The sequence below is a fragment of the Xanthomonas sacchari genome (assembly GCF_040529065.1).
GTDB lineage: Bacteria > Pseudomonadota > Gammaproteobacteria > Xanthomonadales > Xanthomonadaceae > Xanthomonas_A > Xanthomonas_A sacchari.
On sequence record NZ_CP132343.1, the window covers coordinates 2036455 to 2059356 of the forward strand.

Here is a 22902-nt window from a genome sequence, read left to right on the forward strand (position 1 = left end):
ATCGGCGCCAGGGCGCGTGATGCATCAGGGGCCGAGTCGTTTCGCGCCCAAGAGGCGACGACGCGCACGCGCGCCGTCGGCCGGGCCTACTGCAGGTCGCGCAGATCCAGGTTGCGCAACTTGGGCGCTTTCCAACTGGTAACGCCGACCACGCCTAGCGTCACGCAGCCACCGAGCACCACCGCCGGCACCAGTCCGATCAGTCGCGCCATGACGCCGTCGTAGAACGCGCCCAGTTCGTTCGACGAGCCGATGAAGATGCCGTTGATCGAGGACACGCGGCCGCGCATCGCGTCCGGCGTGGCCAACTGCAGGATGGTCGAACGCACGATCACCGAGACGCCGTCGCACATGCCGTAGGCCAGCAGGATCGCCGCCGACAGCCAGAAATGCCGCGACAGGCCGAAGGCGATGGTGCACAGGCCGAAGCCGGCCACTGCCAGCAGCAGCACGCGTCCGGCATTGCGCTGCAGCGGGTGCCGCGCCAGCCACACGCCGACCAGGATCGAACCCAGCGCCGGCGCGCCGCGCAGGATGCCCAGCCCCTCGGGGCCGTAATGCAGGATGTCGTGGATGAAGGCCGGCAGCATCGACACCGCGCCGCCCAGCAGCACCGAGAACATGTCCAGGGCCATCGCGCCGAGCATGATCTGGTTGGAGAACACGAACTGCGCACCTTCGGCGATGCTGCGGAAGATCGGTGCGCGCGGGCCGTCGTGCACCGGCTCGGACACGCGCAGCAGCCACAGCGCCAGCAGCGCCGCGCTCGAGGCGCCGATGGCAGTGCCGTAGGCCAGGCTCTTGCCGCCCCAGCCGACCAGCAGGCCGCCCAGCGCCGGGCCGATCACCATGCCGGCCTGGAACGCGACGCTGCCGACGCTGGCGCCGCGCGCATAGGCCTCGCGGGGCAGGACGCGGGCGAACAGCGCGTTGTACACCGGCGACAGGAACGCGCGCGCGGCGCCGGTCAGCGCGATCGCCGCGTAGATCGGCCACACGCCCTGCGCCGCCAGCCAGCCGCGGCTCACCGCCAGCAGTACCGCGGCGGTGGCGACCAGGCCGACGCTGGCGAGCATGCCCAGGTAGCGTCGCGGCAGGTGGTCGACCAGGTAGCCGGCGAACGGGGCAATGCAGAAGAACGGCAGGATCTCGGCCAGTCCGATCAGGCCCAGCGAGAACGGATCGCGGGTGATCTCGTAGATGTGCCAGCCGACCGTGACCGCGACGACCTGGTAGGACAGCATCGCCAGGATGCGGTAGGCCAGCACCAAGGCGAAGCCGGGGTGCGCCAGCAGCGTGCGCAAGGTCTGCGGTGGGGTGGGCAGCGGCGCGCTCATGCCTGCTGGGCGCGTGCGGTGTCCTGGATGAAGGCCAGCAGCGCGGCCAGGCCGTTGCTGCGGGTCGGCGACAGATGCTTGCCCAGGCCGATGGCGGTGACGAAGTCCGGCGCGGTGGCGAGGATGTCCGCGGCGCTGCGTCCGGAATAGACCCGCAGCGCCAGGTAGATCAGCCCGGAGACGATCGCCGAGTCGCTGATCGCATGGAACACCAGGCGTTCGGCATTGCCCTCGGGCACGATCCACACCATCGACTGGCAGCCGTGCAGGCGATGCTCTTCGGTCTTCCAGTGCTCGGGGAAGGCGGGCAGCTTGCGGCCGAGGTCGATCAGGTACTGGTAGCGCTCGGACCAGTCGCCGAAGAAGCCGAATTCCTCGGCGATGGCGGCCTGGGCGTCGGCGGGCGTGGGTTCGAGCGGAAAGTCGGTATCGGTCATAGCAATCCAAGATCAAGCGATGTAAAGCCCCTCTCCCTCCGGGAGAGGGGTTGGGGTGAGGGTACGGGCGCAGCTTCGTGACTTGTCCATGCGAGTCGCTTCGCGCCGTACCCTCATCCGCCCCTTCGGGCATCTTGTAAAGCCCCTCTCCCCCCGGGAGAGGGGTTGGGGTGAGGGTCCGGGCGCAGCCTCGTGAACTTGTCCATGCGAGTCGCTTCGCGTCGTGCCCTCATCCGGCGCCCGTACCCTCATCCGCCCCTTCGGGGCACCTTCTCCCGGAGGGAGAAGGGAACAGCCGTGCGCCCTTTTTCTACTAGGGCTCAATCACCCACGCTTCCAACGTACGCCCTGCGGCGTGTCCTCCAGGACAATGCCGGCGTCGGCCAGTTCCTGGCGGATGGCGTCGGCGCGGGCGAAGTCGCGGGCCTGCTTGGCGTCGCTGCGGGCGTCGATCAGCGCCTGGATGCGGGCGTCGTCGTCGCTGCCGGCGCCCTGGAACCAGACCTGCGGATCCTGCTGCAGCAGGCCCAGGGCGAGGCCGGCGCCGAGCAGGCGGGCCTTGGCCTGGCGCAGTGCGTCGGCACGTTGCGCGGCATCGGCCGGATCGGGGCCGCCCGCCGGCGCCGCCTCGCGCAGTGCCTGCCGCGCCTGCGTGGCCAGGCTCGACAGCACCGACAGCGCCAGCGGCGTGTTGAGGTCGTCGTCCAGTGCTTCTTCGATCTCGGCCGGAATGATGGCCTCGGCGTCGATGGCCTGCAGATCGCGCAGCGTGCCATAGAGGCCGTCGAGCCGGGCGACCTGGGCCTGGATCAGGGCGTCGGACCAGTCCAGCGGCTGCCGGTAGTGCGCGCTCAGCAGCGCGCAGCGCAGGGCCTCCGGCCGATGCCGCTCGATCAGGTCGTGCACGGTCTCGATGTTGCCAAGCGACTTGCTCATCTTGGCGCCGCTGAAGGTCAGCATGCCGTTGTGCAGCCACACGCGGGCGAAGGTCGCGCCGCCGTGGGCGCATTCGCTCTGTGCGATCTCGTTCTCGTGGTGCGGGAACTGCAGGTCGACGCCGCCGGCGTGGATGTCGATGGTCTCGCCCAGATGCGCGGCGGCCATCGCCGAGCACTCGATGTGCCAGCCGGGGCGGCCGCGGCCCCACGGCGAGTCCCAGCCGGGCAGATCGTCGCTGGAGGGCTTCCACAGCACGAAGTCGCCCGGGTCGCGCTTGTACGGGGCCACCTCGACGCGGGCACCGGCCAGCATTTCCTCGGGATCGCGCCGCGACAGCTTGCCGTAGTCGGCGAAGCTGGCCACCGCGAACAGCACGTGGCCTTCGGCCGCGTAGGCGTGGCCGCTGGCGATCAGCCGCTCGATCATCGCCACGATGTGCGGGATGTGTGCGGTGGCCGCCGGCTCGATATCCGGCGGAGTCACGCCCAGCGCGGCCATGTCCTGGCGGTAGATGGCGGCGAAGCGATCGGTGATGGCCGAGATCGGCACGCCCTGCGCCTGCGCGGCGGCGTTGATCTTGTCGTCCACGTCGGTGATGTTGCGGGCGTAGCGCAGCTTGCCGTAGCGGCGCCGCAGCAACGCCGCCAGCACGTCGAACACCACCGGGCCGCGGGCGTTGCCGATGTGCGCGTAGTTGTAGACGGTGGGGCCGCAGACGTAGAGCGTCGGGCCGGCCGCCGGATCGAGCGGTTCGAAGGCGTCGACCCGGCGGGTCAGGTTGTTGTGCAGGCGCAGGCTCATCGGCATCGGCGGTGGGGAAACCGCCCGATTCTACCGGCAGCCGTCCCGGGGCGGGCGCGGGGAGCGCCTTTCGGCTCGCGTTCAGCCCGACGCAAGCCGCCATGCCTACACTCGTGGGTCTGCCCTTGCGAAGCTGCTGCCGATGCGCCTGAACCCGTTGTTGCCGCTGGTCGGCCTCCTTGCCTGCGCCGCGGCGCCGGCCTGGGCGCAGGACTCCGAGGCGCGCAACCGGGTGGTGGTGATCGAAAACGTCAAGCTGGACTACGCCCAGGTCCTGAACGTGGAGCCGGTGTACCAGACCCTGCGCGCCACCCGCACCGAGCAGCAATGCGACCCGGCCCCCGCGCCGGCCCCGGCGGCGCCGGCGCCCAAGCCGGCCGAGGACGACAGCCGCTTGAACCGGTTGATGGATTCGGTGAAGGACATCTTCAGCCGCCGCCACGAGGAGCCGGCCCCGGCCGCTGCGCCGGCCACGGCGCCGAACGGCGGACGCAACTGCCGCATGGTCGAGGTCGGCCGCGAGTTCCGCCGGCCCATCGCCTATGACGTGGACTATGTCTACAAGGGCACCAAGTACCGCTCGCGGCTGCCGGAAGATCCGGGCAACCGGCTGCGCATCCGCGTCTCGGTGGCTCCGTACGTGCCCGACGCGGTGGTGGTGCCGCCGCGCTGAGCGCCGCGTGCGCTTGCGCCTGTGGCGTGCGCGTGCGAGGATGCGCGCCGATGAAAGCGAACCTGCCCCAGCACGATCTCAGCGCCGCACGCATGGCCTCGGGCATGACGTCGCGCGCGCGTCGACCGGAATCCCACATTCTCGCTGGGTAACCGGAGCGTCGTGCCGTTCGTTCTGAAAACCCAGCCCGAGGCTGGGTTTTTTCGTTTTCATCGGCCGGAAAAGTTTCACCCGTAAAGAACAACCCCACAGCACCTCCCGCGCGTCCCGCGTCCCCACCGCTGCAAAGGATCGATCGATGTCTCTGAAGCACTTCTTGAACACCCAGGACTGGAGCCGCGCCGAGCTCGACGCGCTGCTGACCCAGGCGGCGCTGTTCAAGCGCAACCGCCTCGGCAGCGAGCTGAAGGGCAAGTCGATCGCGCTGGTGTTCTTCAACCCGTCCATGCGTACCCGCACCAGCTTCGAGCTGGGCGCGTTCCAGTTGGGCGGCCACGCGGTGGTGCTGCAGCCGGGCAAGGACGCGTGGCCGATCGAGTTCGACCTGGGCACGGTGATGGACGGCGACACCGAAGAGCACATCGCCGAGGTGGCGCGGGTGCTGGGCCGCTATGTGGACCTGATCGGCGTGCGTGCCTTCCCGAAGTTCGTCGACTGGGCCAAGGACCGCGAGGACGTGGTGCTGAAGAGCTTCGCCAAATATTCGCCGGTGCCGGTGATCAACATGGAGACCATCACCCATCCGTGCCAGGAACTGGCGCACGCGCTGGCCCTGCAGGAGCACTTCGGCACCCGCGACCTGCGCGGCAAGAAGTACGTGCTGACCTGGACCTACCATCCCAAGCCGCTGAACACCGCGGTGGCCAATTCCGCGCTGACCATCGCCACCCGCCTGGGCATGGACGTGACCCTGCTGTGCCCGACCCCGGACTACGTGCTCGACGAGCGCTATATGGGCTGGGCAGCGCAGAACGTGCAGGAGAGCGGCGGCTCGCTGACCGTCAGCCACGACATCGACAGCGCCTACGCCGGCGCCGACGTGGTCTACGCCAAGAGCTGGGGCGCGCTGCCGTTCTTCGGCAACTGGGGCCCGGAAAAGCCGATCCGCGACCAGTACCAGCACTTCATCGTCGACGAACGCAAGATGGCGCTGACCAACAACGGCGTGTTCTCGCACTGCCTGCCGCTGCGCCGCAACGTCAAGGCCACCGACGCGGTGATGGATTCGCCCAACTGCATCGCCATCGACGAGGCCGAGAACCGCCTGCATGTGCAGAAGGCGATCATGGCGGCGCTGGTGGGCCAGGGCCGCCGGGATTCGTGATTCGGGATTGGGGATTCGCAACATCGGCTTCCCTATCCGTTCTTACTTTAGTCAACCGCAGAGAGACTCCCCCATGTCGCAGCAATCCGCTTCCACGAATCCCGACTCCCCAATCCCGAATCCCGGCCTCAAGGACATCGTCCTCGCCTTCTCCGGCGGCCTCGACACCAGCTTCTGCATTCCCTACCTGCAGGCCAAGGGCTATGCGGTGCACACCGTGTTCGCCGACACCGGCGGCGTGGATGCCGAGGAGCGCGATTTCATCGAGAAGCGCGCCGCGGAACTGGGCGCGGCCAGCCACGTCACCGTGGACGGTGGCCCGGCGATCTGGGCCGGCTTCGTCAAGCCGTTCGTGTGGGCCGGCGAGGGCTACCAGGGCCAGTACCCGCTGCTGGTGTCCGACCGCTACCTGATCGTCGATGCCGCGCTCAAGCGCGCCGAGGAGTTGGGCACCAAGACTATCGCGCACGGCTGCACCGGCATGGGCAACGACCAGGTGCGCTTCGACCTGGCGGTCAAGGCGCTGGGCGACTACGAGATCGTCGCGCCGATCCGCGAGATCCAGAAGGAACACACCCAGACCCGCGCCTACGAGCAGAAGTACCTGGAGGAGCGTGGCTTCGGCGTGCGCGCCAAGCAGCAGGCCTACACCATCAACGAGAACCTGCTCGGCCTGACCATGTCCGGCGGCGAGATCGACCGCTGGGAAGCGCCGGGCGAGGGCGCCCGCGGCTGGTGCGCGCCGCGCAGCGCGTGGCCGACCGAGCCGCTGACGGTGAAGCTGAAGTTCGTGCAGGGCGAGGCGGTCGAACTCGACGGCAAGGCGCTGCCGGGCGAACAGATCCTGGCCAAGCTCAACAAGCTGTTCGCGCCCTACGGCGTGGGCCGTGGCGTGTATACCGGCGACACCGTGATCGGCCTGAAGGGCCGCATCGTGTTCGAGGCGCCGGGCCTGGTGTCGCTGCTGGCCGCGCACCGCGCGCTGGAGGACGCGGTGCTGACCAAGCAGCAGAACCGCTTCAAGCCGGACGTGGCGCGCAAGTGGGTGGAGCTGGTGTACGAGGGGTTCTACCACGACCCGCTGAAGACCGACCTGGAGGCGTTCCTGAAGTCGTCGCAGGCGATGGTCAACGGCGAAGTGACGCTGGAGACCCGCGGCGGCCGCGTCGATGCGGTGGCGGTGAAGTCGCCGCACCTGCTCAACGCCAAGGGCGCGACCTATGCGCAGTCGGCGGATTGGGGCGTGGCCGAGGCGGAGGGCTTCATCAAGCTGTTCGGGATGAGCTCGACGCTGTACGCGCAAGTGAATCGCTGAAGAGCAAAGCCCCTCTCCCCCCGGGAGAGGGGTTGGGGTGAGGGTCCGGGCGAAGCCTCGCAATCGTTGGTTGCGCGAGCTTCGCCAGGATCTTCACCTGCTAGCGCGATTGGCTTCACCAGGCTTCGCCCGTACCCTCATCCGCCCCTGCGGGGCACCTTCTCCCGAAGGGAGAAGGAACTGTCTGATGGACCCCATGCACGCACTGCGCATCAGCACCGACAAGCAGGAACTGGATCTGCCGTTGATCCATCGCTTCCTCAGCGAGCAGGCCTACTGGAGCCTGGGCATGCCGCTGGACACGGTGCAGCGGGCGATCGCCGGTTCGCTGTGCTTCGGCGGCCATCTCGACGGCGTCGGGCAGGTGGCGTTTGCCCGGGTGATCACCGACGGCGCGACCTTCGCCTATCTCGCCGACGTGTTCGTGCTCGACGCCTATCGCGGCCGCGGCTACGGCAAGCAGTTGGTGGCGGCGGTGATGTCCCACCCGCAGCTGCAAGGCCTGCGTCGCTTCATGCTCGCCACTTCCGATGCGCATGCGCTGTATGCGCAGTACGGCTTCGCCGCGCCGGCGCGGCCGCAGACGCTGATGGAAGTGCTGCGTCCCGACATCTACCAGGCCGCGGCGACGGCCGCCTGATCCGATCCGCCATGACCGACCTGCTCGAATCCACCCTGACCCACCTGAAAGAACTGGTGTCCTTCGACACCCGCAATCCGCCGCGGGCGATCGGTACCGATGGCATCTTCGACTACATCCGCGCGCAGCTGCCTGGCTTCGCGGTGGAGGTGATCGACCACGGCGCCGGCGCGGTCAGCCTGTATGCGGTGCGCGGCGCGCCGAAGTACCTGTTCAACGTGCACCTGGACACGGTGCCGGATTCGCCGCACTGGAGCGCCGATCCGCACGTCATGCGGCGCCTGGACGATCGCGTGGTCGGCCTGGGCGTGTGCGACATCAAGGGCGCGGCGGCGGCGCTGCTGGCCGCGGCCAATGCCGGCGACGGCGATGCCGCGTTCCTGTTCTCCAGCGACGAGGAAGCGAACGACCCGCGCTGCATCGCCGCGTTCCTGGCCCGCGGTATCGCCTACGAGGCGGTGCTGGTGGCCGAGCCGACCATGAGCGAGGCGGTGCTGGCGCATCGCGGCATCAGTTCGGTGCTGATGCGTTTCGCCGGCCGTGCCGGGCATGCCTCCGGCAAGCAGGACGCCGCGGCCAGCGCGCTGCACCAGGCGATGCGCTGGGGCGGCCGTGCACTGGACCATGTGGAGTCGCTGGCGCACGCGCGCTTCGGCGGGTTGACCGGGCTGCGCTTCAATATCGGTCGGGTCGAGGGCGGGATCAAGGCCAACATGATCGCGCCGGCGGCGGAGCTGCGCTTCGGCTTCCGGCCGCTGCCGTCGATGGACGTGGATGCCTTGCTGGCGACCTTCGCTGGCTTCGCCGAGCCGGCCGCGGCGCATTTCGAAGAGACGTTCCGTGGTCCTAGCTTGCCGTCGGGCGACATCGCGCGCGCCGAGGACAAGCGCCTGGCCGCCCGCGACGTCGCCGATGCGCTGGAGCTGCCGATCGGCAACGCGGTGGACTTCTGGACCGAGGCCTCGCTGTTCTCTGCCGGCGGCTACACCGCGCTGGTCTACGGCCCGGGCGACATCGCCCAGGCGCATACCGCCGACGAGTTCGTGACGCTGGAGCAACTGCAGCGCTACGCCGACTCGGTGCACCGCATCATCAACGGCGCGCGCTGAGCCGCGCGCCTTCCCACGTCGCCCGGACCGATCCCGCGATCGGCTCACCCTGGATTCCTTCGGACACCGCCCCACGCCATGCACGCCAATCGCCAAACCCGCCAGACCATCGTGCGCCTGCTCTCGAGCATGGCCAGCGCGAAGGAGATCAGCCAGTACCTCAAGCGCTTCTCGCAACTGGACGCCAAGCGCTTCGCCGTGGTCAAGGTCGGCGGCGCGGTGTTGCGCGACGACCTGGAGGCGCTGACCTCCTCGCTGTCGTTCCTGCAGGAAGTGGGCCTGACCCCGATCGTGCTGCACGGCGCCGGCCCGCAGCTGGATACGGAACTGTCCGCCGCCGGCATCGAGAAGCAGACCGTCAACGGCCTGCGGGTGACCTCGCCGGAAGCGCTGGCGATCGTGCGCCGGGTGTTCCAGGCCTCCAACCTCAAGCTGGTCGAGGCGCTGCAGCAGAACGGCGCGCGCGCCACCTCGATCACCGGCGGCGTGTTCGAAGCGCAGTACCTGGACCGCGACACCTACGGGCTGGTCGGCGAGGTCACCGCGGTGAATCTGGCGCCGATCGAGGCCAGCCTGCAGGCGGGCTCGATCCCGGTCATCACCAGCCTGGGCGAGACCCCCAGCGGGCAGATCCTCAACATCAACGCCGACTTCGCCGCCAACGAACTGGTGCAGGAACTGCAGCCGTACAAGATCATCTTCCTCACCGGCACCGGCGGCCTGCTCGACGAACAGGGCCGGGTGATCGATTCGATCAACCTGTCCACCGAGTACGACCACCTGATCGCGCAGCCGTGGATCCATGGCGGCATGAAGGTGAAGATCGAGCAGATCAAGGACCTGCTGGACCGGCTGCCGCTGGAGTCGTCGGTGTCGATCACGCGTCCGGCCGACTTGGCCAAGGAACTGTTCACCCACAAGGGCTCGGGCACCCTGGTGCGGCGCGGCGAGAAGGTGCTGCGCGCCACGGCGTGGAGCGAACTGGACCTGCCGCGGCTGAAGACCCTGATCGAATCCAGTTTCGGCCGCACTCTGGTGCCCGACTATTTCGACACCACCAAGCTGCTGCGCGCCTACGTCAGCGAGAACTACCGCACCGCGGTGATCCTGACCGACGAGGGTGGCTACACCTACCTGGACAAGTTCGCGGTGCTCGACGACGCGCAGGGCGAGGGCCTGGGCCGCGCGGTGTGGAACGTGATGCGCGAGGAGACACCGCAACTGTTCTGGCGCTCGCGCCACAACAACCAGGTCAACATCTTCTACTACGCCGAATCCGACGGCTGCTTCAAGCAGGAGAAGTGGAAGGTGTTCTGGTACGGCCTGGAGACCTTCGAGCAGATCCAGCACTGCGTGGCGCATTGCGCGACGCGCACGCCGACCCTGCAGGGTTGAGCGGAATCGTTCAGAGAACCCAGGCCATGTCCAGCATCGATCCCGAGCTTCCCGAATCCTGGCGCCAGGTGCCGACGCTGCGCGGCCGCCACGTCAGCCTGGAGCCGCTGCAGTCGGCGCACGCCGAGGGCTTGCGCAACGCCGTACGCGGCAGCGGCCTGGAGGCGCTGTGGTACACCAACGTGCCAGCGCCGGAGCGGGTGGACGTCTACGTCGCCGCCGCGCTGGAGGTGCAGGCGCTGGGCCGGGTGCTGCCGTTCGTGGTGCGCGATGCGCAGGGCGAGATCGTCGGCAGCACGCGCTTCTACGGCCTGGATCCGCAGGTGCCGACGCTGTCGATCGGCTACACCTGGTATGCGCCGCGGGTGCAGCGCAGCGGCCTGAACACCGAGGCCAAGCTGCTGCTGCTCGGGCATGCCTTCGAGACGCTCGGCTGCCTCAGCGTGGTGTTCGAGACCAGTTGGTTCAACCACGCCTCGCGCACCGCGATCGCGCGGCTGGGGGCCAAGCAGGACGGTGTGCTGCGCAACCACAAGCGCCACGCCGACGGCACCCCACGCGACACCGTCATCTTCTCCATCATCGATACGGAATGGGCCGGGGTGAAACGCCACCTGCAGTTCCGCCTGGATTCGCACGCATGAACACTCCCATGTATTCCATCGGCATCGTTGGCGCCCGTGGCCATACCGGCGCCGAACTGATCCGCCTGATCGCCGCGCATCCGCAGTTGCGGCTGGCCTTCCTGTCTTCGCGCGAACTGGACGGGCAGCGCGTCGACGCCCACCACGACGCTTACCAGGGCGAACTGCGCTACGAGAATCTCGACCCGGAGGCGGTGGCGGCCAAGCGTGCCGACGTGGTGGTGCTGGCGCTGCCCAACGGCAAGGCCGCGCCCTACGTGGCGGCGCTGGATGCGGCGGTCGCCGCCGGCGCGCCCGACCCGATCGTGGTCGATCTGTCCGCGGACTACCGCTTCGACCCGGCCTGGTATTACGGCCTGCCGGAACTGACCCGCGCCGGCTATGCCGGGCAGCGCCGCATCAGCAACCCGGGCTGCTACGCCACCGCGATGCAGCTGGCGATCGCGCCGCTGCGCGAGCAGCTCGCCGGGCCGCCGCAGTGCTTCGGCGTGTCCGGCTATTCCGGTGCCGGCACCACGCCGTCGGACAAGAACAACCCGGCGCTTCTGCTCGACAACCTGATGCCGTACGCGTTGACCGACCACATGCACGAGCGCGAGGTGTCCGCGCAGCTCGGCGTGCCGGTGGAGTTCATGCCGCACGTGGCGCCGCATTTCCGCGGCATCACCATGACCGTGAACCTGTGGCTGCAGCAGCCGCTGAAGTTGGAGGCGGTGCAGCAGTTGTATCGCGCCCGCTATGCGGATGAGCCGCTGATCGAGGTAGTCGACGAGGCGCCGTGGGTCAGCCGCATCGCCGGCCGCCACGGCGTGCAGCTCGGCGGCTTCACCCTGGCCCCGGGCAACAAGCGGCTGGTGCTGGTGGCGACGCTGGACAACCTGCTCAAGGGCGCGGCGACCCAGGCGATGCAGAACCTCAACTTGGCGCTGGGCGTGGACGAACTGACCTCGATCCCACGGATGGACACCCCGGACTAGAGCGCCATGTCAGCACGGCATCCATCACCGCCGCAGCGCACCGCTTTCCGAATCCCCATTCCCCATTCCCCATTCCCGGCTCCCCAATGACCAACCTCCTCTGGCAGAAACCCGGCGTCGCCGTCGACACGCAGATCCAGGCCTTCCTGGCCGGCGACGACGTGCTCCTGGACCGCGAGTTCTTCCTGCACGACATCGCCGCCAGCGGCGCGCACGCCGAGGGCCTGCATCGCATCGGCATCCTGTCCGCCGACGAACTGGCCGGGCTGCAGCGCGAGCTGGCGGTGCTGGCCGAGGATTTCCGCGGCGGCGCGTTCGTGCTGGATGCGCGCTTCGAGGACGGCCACTCGGCGATCGAGGCGCGGCTGACCGAACGCCTGGGCGATGCCGGGCGCAAGATCCACACCGGACGCAGCCGCAACGACCAGATCCTGGTCGCGACCCGGCTGTGGCTGAAGGACAGGCTGGCGCGGCTGGCGCAGCTCAGCGCGGAGATCGCCAAGGTGGCGCTGGACCGTGCGCAGGCCGAGCGCGACCTGCCGGTGCCCGGCTACACCCACATCCAGCGTGCCGTGGTGTCCTCGGCCGGCATGTGGTGGGCCGGCTGGGCCGAGGCCTTCCTCGACGATGCCGTGCGCGCCCGCGACACCCTGCGCCTGGTCGACTGCAATCCGCTCGGCACCGCCGCCGGCTACGGCGTCAACCTGCCGCTGGACCGCGCCCACACCACCGCCGCGCTGGGCTTCGCGCGGCTGCAGGTCAGCCCGATCTACGCGCAGCTCTCGCGCGGCAAGTTCGAGATGGCCGCGCTGGAAGCGCTGGGCAGCGCCACCCTGGACCTGCGCCGCCTGGCCTGGGACCTGTCGCTGTTCACCAGCGGCGAATTCGGCTTCGTCGCGTTGCCGGCGCAGTACACCACCGGCAGCTCGATCATGCCCAACAAGCGCAACCCGGACGTGATCGAGCTGATGCGCGCCACCCACGCCAGCGTGGCCGCCGCGCGCACCGAGATCGAGCAGTTGCTGTCGTTGCCGTCGGGCTATCACCGCGACCTGCAGAGCAGCAAGGGTGCGATCTTCCATGGCTTCGGCCGCGGTCTGGCCGCGCTGGAGCTGCTGCCGGCGCTGCTGGCCAACCTGGAGTGGCGCGAAGACAGGCTGCGCGCGGCGATCGATTCGGGCATGTACGCCACCGACGTGGCGGTGGAAGCCGCAGTGGCCGGTGTGCCGTTCCGCGAGGCCTACCAGGCCGCCGCCGCGTCCGCCGACAGCGCAGGGCAGGGGCGCACGCCGGAAGGCAGCCTCGCCGCGCGGGTCTCGCCCGGCGCCGCCGCCGATCTGCGCCTGGACGAGCTGCAGGCGCGCTGGCAGGCGCTGGCCGGATGAGCACGGTCAACATCGCCTCGGCGCGGCATTACGTCTGGGGCGGGAACTGCGATGGCTGGCATCTGCTGGACATGGCGGACCTGAGTGTGATCGAAGAGCGCATGCCGCCCGGTACCGCCGAGGCGCGCCACCTGCACCTGCGTGCGCGCCAGTTCTTCCGGGTGCTGGAAGGCGAGGCGGCGCTGGAGATGGAGGGCGTCGTGCATGTGCTGCATGCCGGCGAGGGCTTGCACGTGCCGCCGGGCGCCGCGCACCAACTGCGTAATGCCTCCAACGCCGACGTCCGCTTCCTGGTGATATCGGCCCCGCACAGCCACGGCGACCGCGAACCCGCTGCATTGGAGACCCCGCAATGACGACCGTCTACCTGGTGCTGGCCATGCGCCGGCCCGATTTCGATGCTGCGGCCGTGCAGCCGCATCTTGCCTTCCTCGATGCGCTGCGTGCGCAGGGCCGGCTGCAGCTGACCGGCGGATTCGCCGACGGCAGCGGCGGCGCCTACGTGCTTTGCAATGTCGCGAGCCTGGCCGAGGCCCAGGCCATCGTCGCCACCGATCCGTTGGTGACGATGCAGGCGTCCGAGCTGACCGTGCACGAATGGAACGTGCGCTGAGGCCGTCCGGATGACCTCGCATGTCACCATCCCAGCGTCGCCGTTCCCCGAGCAACCGCTGCCGCCGTGGCGGCGCGCGGTGCTCAAGGTCGGCAGCAGCCTGCTGGCCGCCGACGGCGGTGGCCTCACGCCGCGCTTCGCGCTGGGCCTGGCGCAGTTCGTCTCGGCCAACCTGGCGGCCGGGCGCGAACTGGTGATCGTGTCCTCCGGCGCGGTCGCCGCCGGCCGTGCCATCGTGCCCAAGGCCGCCGAGGCCGGTGCGGCGCTGGCCGCGCGGCAGGCGCTGGCCGCGCTCGGCCAGGCGCAGCTGATCGCGCTGTGGCAGCGCTTCTTCGAGCGGCCGGTGGCGCAGGTGCTGCTGACCCACGACGACCTGCGCAACCGCCGCCGCTATCTCAACGCGCGCGCCACCCTTGGCGAACTGTTGCGGCTGGGCGCGCTGCCCGTGGTGAACGAGAACGACACCGTGTCGGTGGACGAGCTCAAGCTCGGCGACAACGACAATCTCGCCGCGATCGTCGCCGCCCTGGTCGACGCCGATGCGCTGTTCATCGCCACCGACATCGATGGCCTGTACACCGCCGACCCGCGCCGCGACCCGCAGGCACAGCCGCTGCACGAGGTGCAGGAACTGAGCGCGGCGGTGCTGGCCATGGCCGGCGGCAGCGGCAGCGGCGTGGGCACCGGCGGCATGCGCACCAAGCTGGAGGCCGCGGCCAAGGCCGGCGCCGCCGGCATCGAGACCTATCTGTTCAACGGCCGCAGTGCCGAGGTGGTGCGCGGCCTGGCCCAGGACAGCCTGCGCGGCACCCGCATCCATGCCGCGCGCACCCGCATCGCCGCGCGCAAGTACTGGCTGCGCCACGTGCCGGTGGAACCGGGGGCGATCCTGATCGATGCTGGCGCTGCCGCCGCACTGCTCGACAAGGGTGCCTCGCTGCTGCCGGGCGGCGTCGCCGGCGCCGTGGGCGAGTTCCGCCGCGGCGACATGGTGGAGGTGCGTCTGCGCGACGCGGCCGGGGAACGCTGCCTGGCGCGCGGGGTCAGCCAGTACGCGGCGGTGGACATCCGCCGCATCGCCGGCCGCCACTCGCGCGACATCGAGGCGATCCTGGGCTACAACTACGGCGAGAACGTGATCCATCGCGACGATCTGGTGGTGGTGCGGGAATCGGGAGTCGGCAATGGGGAATCGGCGTAAGCGCGCCAGCCCCGCGCCGGCCACGAAGGCGGCGCAAGGCCGGCACCTGCATCGCGCCTCGCGCTCGCCGCTTCTGATTTCCCGATGCTGCGCGTAGCCTTTTCGAATCCCGAATCCCGAATCCCGAATCCCGAATCCACCGGAGCCGCCCAATGACCTCCATCCGCACCCAGGCCCTGCACTGCCGCGATGCCGCGCAAGCGCTGGCGCAGTTGTCGTCGCCGGCCAAACAGGCGCTGCTGGAGGCGATGGCGGCGGCGCTGGAGGCGGATGCCGAAGCGATCCTCGCCGCCAATGCGCGCGATCTGGAGGCGGCGCGGGCCAAGGACGTCGGCAGCGCGATGCTCGATCGGCTGGCGCTGGACCGCAAGCGCCTGGACGGCATCGCCGCGGCGCTACGCGAGGTGGCGGGCCTACCCGACCCGGTGGGGCAGGTCACCCGCGACGACGTGCGCCCCAACGGCATCCGCGTGCAGAAGATCCGCGTGCCGCTGGGCGTGGTGGCGATGATCTACGAGGCGCGCCCCAACGTCACCGCCGACGCCGCGGCGCTGTGCATCAAGGCCGGCAACGGGGTGATCCTGCGCGGCGGTTCCGAGGCGATCCACTCCAACACCGCCATCGCCGCGGCGCTACGCCGTGCGTTGCGCGAAGCCTGCATCGGCGAGGCCGCGTTGACCCTGGTCGAGGATCTGCGCCGCGAGACCATGCTGGAACTGCTGCAGCTCCACGACATCGTCGACCTGGCGATCCCGCGCGGCGGCGAAGGTCTGATCCGTTTCGTCGCCGAACACGCGCGGGTGCCGGTGATCAAGCACTACAAGGGCGTGTGCCATCTGTTCGTGGACGCCTCGGCGGACCTGGACCTGGCGGTGAAGCTGCTCCTCGACGGCAAGACCACGCGGCCTGCCGCCTGCAATTCCCTGGAAACGCTGCTGGTGCACGCCGACGTCGCCGCGCGCTTCCTGCCGCTGGCCGCGCAGGCGCTGCGCGAACGCGGTGTCGCCCTGCGCGGCGATGCCGCTACCCGCGCCGTGCTGCCGGACATCGACAGTGCCAGCGACGACGACTACGCCGCCGAGTACCTGGACCTGATCCTGGCAGTCGCGGTGGTGCCCGACCTGGACGCGGCGATCGCGCACATCCGCCGCTACGGCTCGGACCACACCGAAGTCATCGCCACCGCGGATGCGGCCAACGCGGAGGCGTTCGTGCAGGCGCTGCGCGCGGCGGTGGTGATGGTCAACGCCTCCTCGCGCTTCTCCGACGGCGGCGAACTGGGCCTGGGCGCGGAGATCGGCATCTCCACCACGCGCCTGCACGCCTACGGCCCGATGGGCCTGGAAGCGCTGACCGTCGAGCGCTTCGTGGTGCGCGGCGAGGGGCAGGTGCGGCACTGATCCCGCCGATCCCGGCGATGTTCCTGTGGGAGTGAACTGGCATGCAGCCGCGACGCACGAAGTGGCGTACTTTCTGACCGGATAATGCGTCGGGACTGAAGTCCCTCCCACAGTGCATCCGGCACCCGGCGAGCTCGCCGCTAGTTCCTGTAGGAGCGGCTTCAGCCGCGACGCGCCTTCCCGGTATCGCCCGTCGCGGCTGAAGCCGCTCCTTGTATCTGGACATGTCGCCCCTAAACAGGCGTCATGTCTTCCGACTGATCATCGGAGGAGGTGTGGGAGGCCCAGTCGCTCCTAAAGCTTCGAGCTTGCATCGTAGATCGGCTCCGCCCTCCACATGCTGGCCCTTGTGTGTCCGAACGGTATCCAGAGTCCGCTCCCGGGCGTGAACTCGCATCGACAAGGCAGGACCGGGCCCAGCGCCGATCATGACCCTGACACGATGGAGGAATCGCGTATGTCTCCCGTCATCGGCATCGACGTCGCCAAACGCAGTTTCGATGCGGCCATCGATCTGACCAATGGCAAGCACCGTACCAAGGCCAAGTTGTCCAACGATGCCAAGGGCTTCCAGGCCCTGCAGGCATGGCTGCAGACGCATGCGCAGCCCGATAGCTGGATCGCCATGGAGGCCACCGGCACATATCACCAGGCGCTGGCCGAGTTCCTCCACGCACGAGGCTATCAGGTGTGCGTGCTCAACCCTGCGCAGACGGCCGCGTACGCACGCAGCCAGCTCAGCCGGGTCAAGACCGATCGCAGCGATGCCAAGCTGATCGCCAGTTATGCCCTGCGTCACCGCGAGCAGTTACGCCGTTGGCACCCTGATCCGCCGGCGCTCAAGCAGCTCAAAGCGCTGGTGCGCCGGCGCCAGGATCTGCAACAGATGCTGCAGATGGAGCGCAACCGGCTGGACGTCGCTCCGGCCCAGGTGAAGGACTCGATCCAGGTCCATTTGGCCGATCTGCAACACCACATCGCCCAGATCGAGCAGGCCATCGATGACCACATCGACCAGGATCCGACCTTGCGTGGGCAGCGCGAGCTGCTGGTGAGCATCCAGGGGATTGCCGACACCAGCGCGGCCTTGATGCTGGCCGAGCTTGGCGATGTGAGGCGCTTCGCCGATGCCGCGGCGGTGACCGCCTTCGCGGGCCTGAATCCGTGCCTGCAGCAGTCGGGCGACCGCAAAGGCCACGTCTGCATCTCGCGCACCGGCTCGCCCCGCCTGCGTGCGGGCCTGTTCATGCCGGCCCTGGTGGCCATGACCCACAACCCGATCATCCGGACGCTGAAACAGCGGCTGAGCGAACGCGGCAAAGCCGGCAAGCAGATCGTGTGCGCCGCCATGCGCAAGCTCCTGCACCTGGCCTACGGGGTTCTCAAATCGGGTACGGCGTTCGATCCGAAAAGGGGACTTGCCTGCTAGGGGGTAAGACGGTATCTACGAGGTCTGCCGTCGTCTCGACGCTCACCGCACCCGCACACGCTCGCCGGGTGCCAGCTCCAGCGTGCGCCGCGTGCCGTTGAAGGCGAGCTCGGTACGCGTGCCGCCGACGCTGCGCAGCACGATCCGCGTCGCCTTGCCGTCGCGCCATGCCAGGTCCACCACGAAGCCGCCGCGCGCGCCGATGCCGCTGACCTTGCCGCGTGCAGCCCAGGCCTTGGGCAGCGCCGGTAGCACTGCGATGTGGCCGGGCCGCGAATACAGCAGCATTTCCAGCATCGCGGTGGGCGTGCCGAAGTTGGCGTCGATCTGGAACACGCCGCCCAGCGTGGGGTCGCCGTGCTGGCTGAGGTCGTAGATGTCGAAGAAGTTCGGCGCGGTGCCGTTGCTGTGCACGATCGACGGTTTGAGGTTGGTTGCGATCAGCGCATAGGCGCGCTCGGCCTCGCCCAGCCGCGCCCAGCACAGCGCGCGCCAGGCGCAGGCCCAGCCGAAGCTGTGCATGCCGCGCGCCTCCAGCAGCGCGCGCGCGGCGGCGACCTGCGCGGGCGGGGCCAGGTCGGGATGCAGGCGATGGCCCGGATACAGGCCCATCAGCGGCGACAGGTGGCGGTGGTGCGCCTCGCCCAGCTCGTCGGGCGACATCCATTCCTGCAATTGCCCGCTGCGCGGGCTGATCTGCGGCAGGTACAGGCGCTGCCGCAGTCCGGCGACGGTCGCGGCATGGGCCGCATCGACATCGAGCAGCGCGCAGGCCTGGCAATACTGCCCGAACAGATTCCACACCAGTTCCTGCGCATAGGCGATGCCACGCGCGTTCTCGGGGCCGTGTTCGGGCGACCAGTCGTGGTCGTCGACCAGGCGCGTCTGCCGAGATCCGTCGGCAGCCACGACCTCCAGTTCGATCAGCCGGGCCTCCCAGAACTCGCAGGCGCCCTTGAGCAGCGGATGGATCCGTTGCAGGTAGGCACGGTCCTGGCTGTATTCGTAGTGCTGGAACAGGCTGTCGCACAGCCAGGCGTTGCCGGCCGGATGCCAGTACCAGCCGCAGCCGCCGAACGGATTGGTCGAGAACGCCACGGCCCAGCCGGCGACCTTGCCGGAGGTGTTGCGGAAGCGGTTGCGCGGGTCGTTGAAGTGCGCCTGGGTGATCTGCGTCCACGATGGCAGTTGCGCCAGACAGTAGCGGGCGAGGGCGTCGAAGCACGGCCCCAGCCCGGCCGCGTCGGTCAGCCAATAGTTCATCTGCACATTGACGTCGCTGTGGTAATCGCTCATCCACGGCGGATCGTTGTTCTCCAGCCAGAGCCCCTGCAGATTGATCGGCAGCGCGTCGCGCGAGGCGGCGATGGTCAGGTAGCGGCCGAACTGCAGGTACAGCGCTTCCAGTTCCGGGTCGGGGGTGTCCGTCGCGGCGCGCGCCTGCAGCCGCTCGGCGATGGCGAGCCGGCGTTGCGCCGGGCTGGAGCGGCCCAACGCCACCTGCATGGTGTCGAACAGCGTGCGGTGGTCGGCCACGTGCGTGTACAGCAGCGTCTCGGGCGGTAGTTGCGCCGCCGCCGCGCAGCGCTGCCTGGCCAGCGCCTGCGGATCCAGTGCCGGATCGCGGTAGTTCCTGGCCAGGTCGGGCACGTAGTTGCTGCCGCCGCAGATCACGATGCGCAGCGCGCGGCAGTCACGGAAGTGCAGCGTATCGCCCTGCAGTTCCACACTGCCGTCGGAGGCGATCAGCCGCACGTGCGCCCCGTGGCGCAGGCCGTTGGCCAGTGCGCCGGAACAGCCAAGTCCGCCGTCCGCATCGCCGTGCACGGGCGCACCGTGTGCGCTGACCAGGCGCAGCCGGCCGCTGTGCAGACCGCCACCGCGCTGCTCCAGGTGGATCACGATGGCATCATCGGGGTGGCTGGCGAAGATGGTGCGGGTGAACTGCGCAGCGCCCAGCGCGTAGCGCACGTGCACGCAGCCGTTGCTCAGGTCCAGCTCGCGCGTGTAGTCGCGCAGTTGCGCCGGCGCATGGCCGTCCAGTTCCAGATACAGCCTGGCGAGCAGCACGAAGCTGCCGAAGCTGTCCTTTTCGTAGCCGAACTGGCCCTGCGCGTCGAGCGTGTCGTTGCGTCCTCCGGTCCACAGGCTGGCGTCGGAGAGGTACAGGAAGTCGCGATCGGGCGCGCCGCCGACCAGGGCGCCGAGCCGGCCGTTGCCGATCGGCAGACCTTGCCGCAACACCTCGGCCTCGCTCGCCACGTTGGCGTACCGCATCCGCAGCGCCTGGGCCGGCGGCACCAGCGGCGAGCTGGCCGGACGCAGCGGCGCGGCCAGCGCGCGGCCGAACGCCGGCAGGCCGAGCAACGGCAGCATGGCGGCCAGGGCGCCGCCTTGCTTCAGGAATGCGCGGCGGCCGGCATCGCCAGGCGGGTGATCGGAGCTGGTCATCGGGCGGGTCTCGACGGCGCCCCGCGCGTGGCCGCGGCGATGGGCAGAAGCACCGTTGTACCTGCCGTGCGTGTTGCAGGGAAGGCGTTGCGTGCAGTGTCCGGCGCGTTTCCGCAGATGGCGTTCGGCGTGTCCGCAAACCTGCGCAACCTTGGCGGCCGCCTGGCCGTTGCGCGCTCCGATTCCTCCGCGTCCTGTCCTGGATGCAGCCGCACGGCGACGGCGTGCGGATACCGCCGCTCGGCGACACTTCCGCCCGGGCCGCGGTTGCGCCTACAGTCGGGGTCTGACTGCCCGGAGGTTTCATGCGCCCCATCGCCACCCGTTTGCTCGCCACCGTCGTCGCCACCGTGCTGGCCACGGCCGCCCACGCGCAGACCGCGCCGATGACCCCGGACATCACCGGCAAGCCGTTCGTCGCGCCGACGGCGGCCAACGACTACGTCAAGCGCGAGGTGATGATCCCGATGCGCGACGGGGTCAAGCTGCACACCGTGATCGTGCTGCCCAAGGGCGCGCACGGCGCGCCGATGCTGCTGACCCGTACGCCCTACGACGCCAGCGGCCGCGCCAGCCGGCTGGCCTCGCCGCACATGCGCGATCTGCTGCCGCAGGGCGACGAGGTGTTCGTCGACGGCGGCTACATCCGCGTGTTCCAGGACATCCGCGGCAAGTACGGCTCGGAGGGCGACTATGTGGTGACCCGACCGCTGCGCGGGCCGCTCAACCCGACCAAGGTCGACCACGCCACCGACGCCTGGGACACCATCGACTGGCTGGTCAAGCACGTGCCCGAATCCAACGGCAAGGTCGGCATGATCGGTTCGTCCTACGAGGGCTTCACCGTGGTGATGGCGCTGGCCGATCCGCATCCGGCGCTGAAGGTAGCCGCGCCGGAGAGCCCGATGATCGACGGCTGGATGGGCGACGACTGGCTCAACTACGGCGCCTTCCGCCAGGTCAACCTGGACTACTTCACCGGGCAGATGACCCGGCGCGGCAAGGGTGAGGGCATCCCGCGCCAGGGCTACGACGACTACAGCAACTTCCTGCGCGCCGGCTCGGCCGGCGACTATGCCAAGGCCGCCGGGCTGGAGCAGCTGCCGTGGTGGCGCAAGCTCACCGAGCACCCGGCCTACGATGCGTTCTGGCAGGAGCAGGCGCTGGACAAGGTGATGGCGCGCACTCCGCTGAAGGTGCCGACGATGTGGCTGCAGGGGCTGTGGGACCAGGAAGACATGTGGGGCGCGATCCACAGCTACGAGGCGATGGAGCCGCGCGACACCGGCAACGACAAGAACTACCTGGTGATGGGGCCGTGGCGGCACAGCCAGGTGAACTACGAGGGTGCCTCGCTGGGCGCCCTGCAGTTCGACGGCGACACCGCGCTGCAGTTCCGTCGCGACGTGCTCAAGCCGTTCTTCGACCAGTACCTGGTCGATGGCGCGCCCAAGGCCGACACGCCGCCGGTGCTGATCTACGACACCGGCGCCAACCACTGGGACCGCCTGCAGCGCTGGCCGCTGAGCTGCGCGCAGGGCTGCCCGGCGCAGAGCAAGCCGTTGTACCTGGAGGCCGGCGGCCGCGTCTCGTTCGAGGCGCCCAAGGCCGGGCAGGGCGAGTACACCGAGTACGTGTCCGACCCGGCCAAGCCGGTGCCGTTCGTGCCGCGCCCGGTGGTGTTCGGCGACCGCGACATGTGGACCACCTGGCTGGTGCACGACCAGCGCTTCGTCGACGGCCGCCCGGACGTGCTGACCTTCGTCAGCGAACCGCTGCAGGCGCCGCTGCGCATCGCCGGCGCGCCGGAAGTGCACCTGCAGGCGTCCACCAGCGGCAGCGACAGCGACTGGGTGGTGAAGCTGATCGATGTGTACCCGGACCAGATGGCCTCCGAGCCGAAGCTGGGCGGCTACGAGCTGCCGGTGTCGCTGGCGATCTTCCGCGGCCGCTACCGCGAAAGCTTCGAGCATCCGGCACCGCTGACCCCGAACCAGCCGCTGGCCTACCGCTTCGGCCTGCCGACGGCCAACCACACCTTCGAACGCGGCCACCGGATCATGGTGCAGGTGCAGTCCACGCTGTTCCCGCTGTACGACCGCAACCCGCAGACCTACGTGCCGAACATCTACTTCGCCAAGCCGGGCGACTACCAGAAGGCGACGCAGCGGATCTGGCACACGCCGCAGCAGGCGAGCTACATCAGTTTGCCGGTGGACTGAACGCGCGACTGGTGCTGCATGCGCCGTCGCGGCTGCCGTTGCCATCGCCTGGCGCAGGCGGGACAGCGCCACAAGCCACGCCGGCGCGTGCAGGTCCTCGTCGGGACTGCGCGCGTCGAGCGGCGCCTGGCCGTGGCCAGGATGGCGGGCGATCGCCGGGATGGCGCGAAACGCGTATTCATGCCAGTGACGATGGCCGACCAAATGAACCGCAGGAACTCGCTGCTGGGGGCGGGCAGGCGGTGCACCCGTTCGCATCGCTCTCGCGACCATTCCACATCGCTCTGTGCGCTGGCATGGGCGAGGGTCGTCCGCGCGATGCGGGCGTGCTCGGCATTGTCGGACCGAGAGAGACCCGAAGCGTGCTGCGGCTGCTCAGCGCGAGCGCGTCGAGTGCGACCGCCTCGATCGGGTCGAAGACGACGCTGCGGAAGATCCGCAACAGCTTTTCCGGCACCATCCCGGTCGCGTTGTCGCCGGCGATGAAGGCGTCATGCCGACGCTGGAAGTCAGGCCGATGAAGATCACCGCCATGCTGTCGACGGGCGCAACCTCGATCGAATGTCGGGTCACCTGTTCGACCAAGGCGATGGCCGGTCGCGGGCCTCAT

Annotated in this window: 20 protein-coding genes; 16 read left to right on the forward strand and 4 right to left on the reverse strand. The window is 69.3% G+C overall.

From position 1 onward, the window contains the following. Positions 1-86: 86 nt before the first annotated feature. The 3 genes from RAB71_RS08560 to cysS form a co-directional block, all read right to left on the reverse strand. Entirely contained in the window at positions 87-1337 is a 1251-nt protein-coding gene (locus RAB71_RS08560; RefSeq protein ID WP_010343555.1) for an MFS transporter, read from the reverse strand. Beyond that, positions 1334-1774: a SufE family protein gene (locus RAB71_RS08565; RefSeq protein WP_010343556.1), complete on the reverse strand. Its 441-nt coding sequence runs from the start codon at positions 1772-1774 to the stop codon at positions 1334-1336. Before RAB71_RS08565 ends, RAB71_RS08560 begins: the two co-directional genes overlap by 4 nt. 324 nt (positions 1775-2098) lie before the next feature. Continuing rightward, complete coding sequence (gene cysS, locus RAB71_RS08570; protein WP_010343558.1) at positions 2099-3514, reverse strand: cysteine--tRNA ligase; 1416 nt, start codon at positions 3512-3514, stop codon at positions 2099-2101. A 142-nt stretch (positions 3515-3656) separates the two neighbouring features. On the opposite strand from cysS, the gene RAB71_RS08575 reads away from it, so the two are divergent. The 14 genes from RAB71_RS08575 (at position 3657) to RAB71_RS08640 (ending at position 17619) form a co-directional block, all read left to right on the forward strand. After that, complete coding sequence (locus RAB71_RS08575; RefSeq protein WP_010343560.1) at positions 3657-4187, forward strand: hypothetical protein; 531 nt, start codon at positions 3657-3659, stop codon at positions 4185-4187. A 298-nt stretch (positions 4188-4485) separates the two neighbouring features. Continuing rightward, entirely contained in the window at positions 4486-5511 is a 1026-nt protein-coding gene (locus tag RAB71_RS08580; protein WP_010343561.1) for an N-acetylornithine carbamoyltransferase, read from the forward strand. A 73-nt stretch (positions 5512-5584) separates the two neighbouring features. After that, a complete protein-coding gene (locus RAB71_RS08585) occupies positions 5585-6826 on the forward strand; it encodes an argininosuccinate synthase (RefSeq protein ID WP_010343562.1) in 1242 nt (413 codons plus the stop codon). Between the two features lie 187 nt (positions 6827-7013). Then, positions 7014-7466 (forward strand): GNAT family N-acetyltransferase, encoded by a 453-nt coding sequence (locus tag RAB71_RS08590; RefSeq protein WP_010343563.1) that lies wholly within the window; start codon positions 7014-7016, stop codon positions 7464-7466. Positions 7467-7477: 11 nt separating this feature from the next. After that, positions 7478-8575 (forward strand): acetylornithine deacetylase, encoded by a 1098-nt coding sequence (locus RAB71_RS08595; protein ID WP_010343564.1) that lies wholly within the window; start codon positions 7478-7480, stop codon positions 8573-8575. A 78-nt stretch (positions 8576-8653) separates the two neighbouring features. Continuing rightward, positions 8654-9970 (forward strand): acetylglutamate kinase, encoded by a 1317-nt coding sequence (locus tag RAB71_RS08600; RefSeq protein ID WP_010343565.1) that lies wholly within the window; start codon positions 8654-8656, stop codon positions 9968-9970. A gap of 26 nt (positions 9971-9996) precedes the next feature. Beyond that, entirely contained in the window at positions 9997-10614 is a 618-nt protein-coding gene (locus RAB71_RS08605) for a GNAT family N-acetyltransferase (RefSeq protein WP_010343566.1), read from the forward strand. After that, positions 10611-11591 (forward strand): N-acetyl-gamma-glutamyl-phosphate reductase, encoded by a 981-nt coding sequence (gene argC / locus RAB71_RS08610; RefSeq protein WP_029562173.1) that lies wholly within the window; start codon positions 10611-10613, stop codon positions 11589-11591. The genes RAB71_RS08605 and argC overlap by 4 nt, the downstream gene beginning before the upstream one ends. A gap of 86 nt (positions 11592-11677) precedes the next feature. Continuing rightward, the gene (argH, locus tag RAB71_RS08615) at positions 11678-12976 is read left to right on the forward strand and encodes an argininosuccinate lyase (RefSeq protein ID WP_010343568.1); all 1299 of its coding nucleotides are present in this window, start codon (positions 11678-11680) and stop codon (positions 12974-12976) included. After that, positions 12973-13332, forward strand: a complete 360-nt coding sequence (locus tag RAB71_RS08620) for a cupin domain-containing protein (protein WP_010343569.1) — start codon at positions 12973-12975, stop codon at positions 13330-13332. Before argH ends, RAB71_RS08620 begins: the two co-directional genes overlap by 4 nt. Continuing rightward, positions 13329-13589, forward strand: a complete 261-nt coding sequence (locus tag RAB71_RS08625; protein WP_010343570.1) for a YciI family protein — start codon at positions 13329-13331, stop codon at positions 13587-13589. The genes RAB71_RS08620 and RAB71_RS08625 overlap by 4 nt, the downstream gene beginning before the upstream one ends. Positions 13590-13599: 10 nt before the next feature. Then, complete coding sequence (gene proB / locus RAB71_RS08630) at positions 13600-14790, forward strand: glutamate 5-kinase (RefSeq protein ID WP_010343571.1); 1191 nt, start codon at positions 13600-13602, stop codon at positions 14788-14790. Between the two features lie 152 nt (positions 14791-14942). Continuing rightward, positions 14943-16190, forward strand: coding sequence for a glutamate-5-semialdehyde dehydrogenase (locus tag RAB71_RS08635; RefSeq protein WP_010343572.1), 1248 nt, complete (start codon positions 14943-14945; stop codon positions 16188-16190). Positions 16191-16647: 457 nt separating this feature from the next. Further along, on the forward strand, positions 16648-17619 hold the full coding sequence (locus RAB71_RS08640) for an IS110 family transposase (RefSeq protein WP_353940057.1): 972 nt from the start codon (positions 16648-16650) through the stop codon (positions 17617-17619). Positions 17620-17661: 42 nt separating this feature from the next. Here RAB71_RS08640 and RAB71_RS08645 read toward each other — a convergent pair whose 3' ends face one another. Continuing rightward, positions 17662-20070 (reverse strand): glycoside hydrolase N-terminal domain-containing protein, encoded by a 2409-nt coding sequence (locus RAB71_RS08645; RefSeq protein WP_010343457.1) that lies wholly within the window; start codon positions 20068-20070, stop codon positions 17662-17664. Between the two features lie 305 nt (positions 20071-20375). Here RAB71_RS08645 and RAB71_RS08650 point away from each other — a divergent pair, with 305 nt between their 5' ends. Both RAB71_RS08650 and RAB71_RS08655 read left to right on the forward strand, forming a co-directional pair. Further along, the gene (locus RAB71_RS08650; protein WP_010343456.1) at positions 20376-22292 is read left to right on the forward strand and encodes a CocE/NonD family hydrolase; all 1917 of its coding nucleotides are present in this window, start codon (positions 20376-20378) and stop codon (positions 22290-22292) included. Positions 22293-22588: 296 nt separating this feature from the next. Further along, complete coding sequence (locus RAB71_RS08655) at positions 22589-22813, forward strand: hypothetical protein (RefSeq protein ID WP_138985763.1); 225 nt, start codon at positions 22589-22591, stop codon at positions 22811-22813. The last annotated feature ends 89 nt before the right edge of the window (positions 22814-22902 follow it).

Coding starts and splice junctions, on each gene's coding strand:
- RAB71_RS08650 (WP_010343456.1), top strand. CDS start 20,376: ATGCGCCCCATCGCCACCCGTTTGCTCGCCACCGTCGTCGCCACCGTG.
- RAB71_RS08595 (WP_010343564.1), top strand. CDS start 7,478: ATGACCGACCTGCTCGAATCCACCCTGACCCACCTGAAAGAACTGGTG.
- proB (WP_010343571.1), top strand. CDS start 13,600: ATGACCTCGCATGTCACCATCCCAGCGTCGCCGTTCCCCGAGCAACCG.
- RAB71_RS08640 (WP_353940057.1), top strand. CDS start 16,648: ATGTCTCCCGTCATCGGCATCGACGTCGCCAAACGCAGTTTCGATGCG.
- RAB71_RS08645 (WP_010343457.1), bottom strand. CDS start 20,070: ATGACCAGCTCCGATCACCCGCCTGGCGATGCCGGCCGCCGCGCATTC.
- RAB71_RS08590 (WP_010343563.1), top strand. CDS start 7,014: ATGGACCCCATGCACGCACTGCGCATCAGCACCGACAAGCAGGAACTG.
- RAB71_RS08600 (WP_010343565.1), top strand. CDS start 8,654: ATGCACGCCAATCGCCAAACCCGCCAGACCATCGTGCGCCTGCTCTCG.
- RAB71_RS08580 (WP_010343561.1), top strand. CDS start 4,486: ATGTCTCTGAAGCACTTCTTGAACACCCAGGACTGGAGCCGCGCCGAG.
- argC (WP_029562173.1), top strand. CDS start 10,611: ATGAACACTCCCATGTATTCCATCGGCATCGTTGGCGCCCGTGGCCAT.
- RAB71_RS08635 (WP_010343572.1), top strand. CDS start 14,943: ATGACCTCCATCCGCACCCAGGCCCTGCACTGCCGCGATGCCGCGCAA.
- RAB71_RS08560 (WP_010343555.1), bottom strand. CDS start 1,337: ATGAGCGCGCCGCTGCCCACCCCACCGCAGACCTTGCGCACGCTGCTG.
- RAB71_RS08575 (WP_010343560.1), top strand. CDS start 3,657: ATGCGCCTGAACCCGTTGTTGCCGCTGGTCGGCCTCCTTGCCTGCGCC.
- RAB71_RS08605 (WP_010343566.1), top strand. CDS start 9,997: ATGTCCAGCATCGATCCCGAGCTTCCCGAATCCTGGCGCCAGGTGCCG.
- RAB71_RS08585 (WP_010343562.1), top strand. CDS start 5,585: ATGTCGCAGCAATCCGCTTCCACGAATCCCGACTCCCCAATCCCGAAT.
- RAB71_RS08655 (WP_138985763.1), top strand. CDS start 22,589: ATGGGCGAGGGTCGTCCGCGCGATGCGGGCGTGCTCGGCATTGTCGGA.
- argH (WP_010343568.1), top strand. CDS start 11,678: ATGACCAACCTCCTCTGGCAGAAACCCGGCGTCGCCGTCGACACGCAG.
- RAB71_RS08565 (WP_010343556.1), bottom strand. CDS start 1,774: ATGACCGATACCGACTTTCCGCTCGAACCCACGCCCGCCGACGCCCAG.
- RAB71_RS08620 (WP_010343569.1), top strand. CDS start 12,973: ATGAGCACGGTCAACATCGCCTCGGCGCGGCATTACGTCTGGGGCGGG.
- RAB71_RS08625 (WP_010343570.1), top strand. CDS start 13,329: ATGACGACCGTCTACCTGGTGCTGGCCATGCGCCGGCCCGATTTCGAT.
- cysS (WP_010343558.1), bottom strand. CDS start 3,514: ATGAGCCTGCGCCTGCACAACAACCTGACCCGCCGGGTCGACGCCTTC.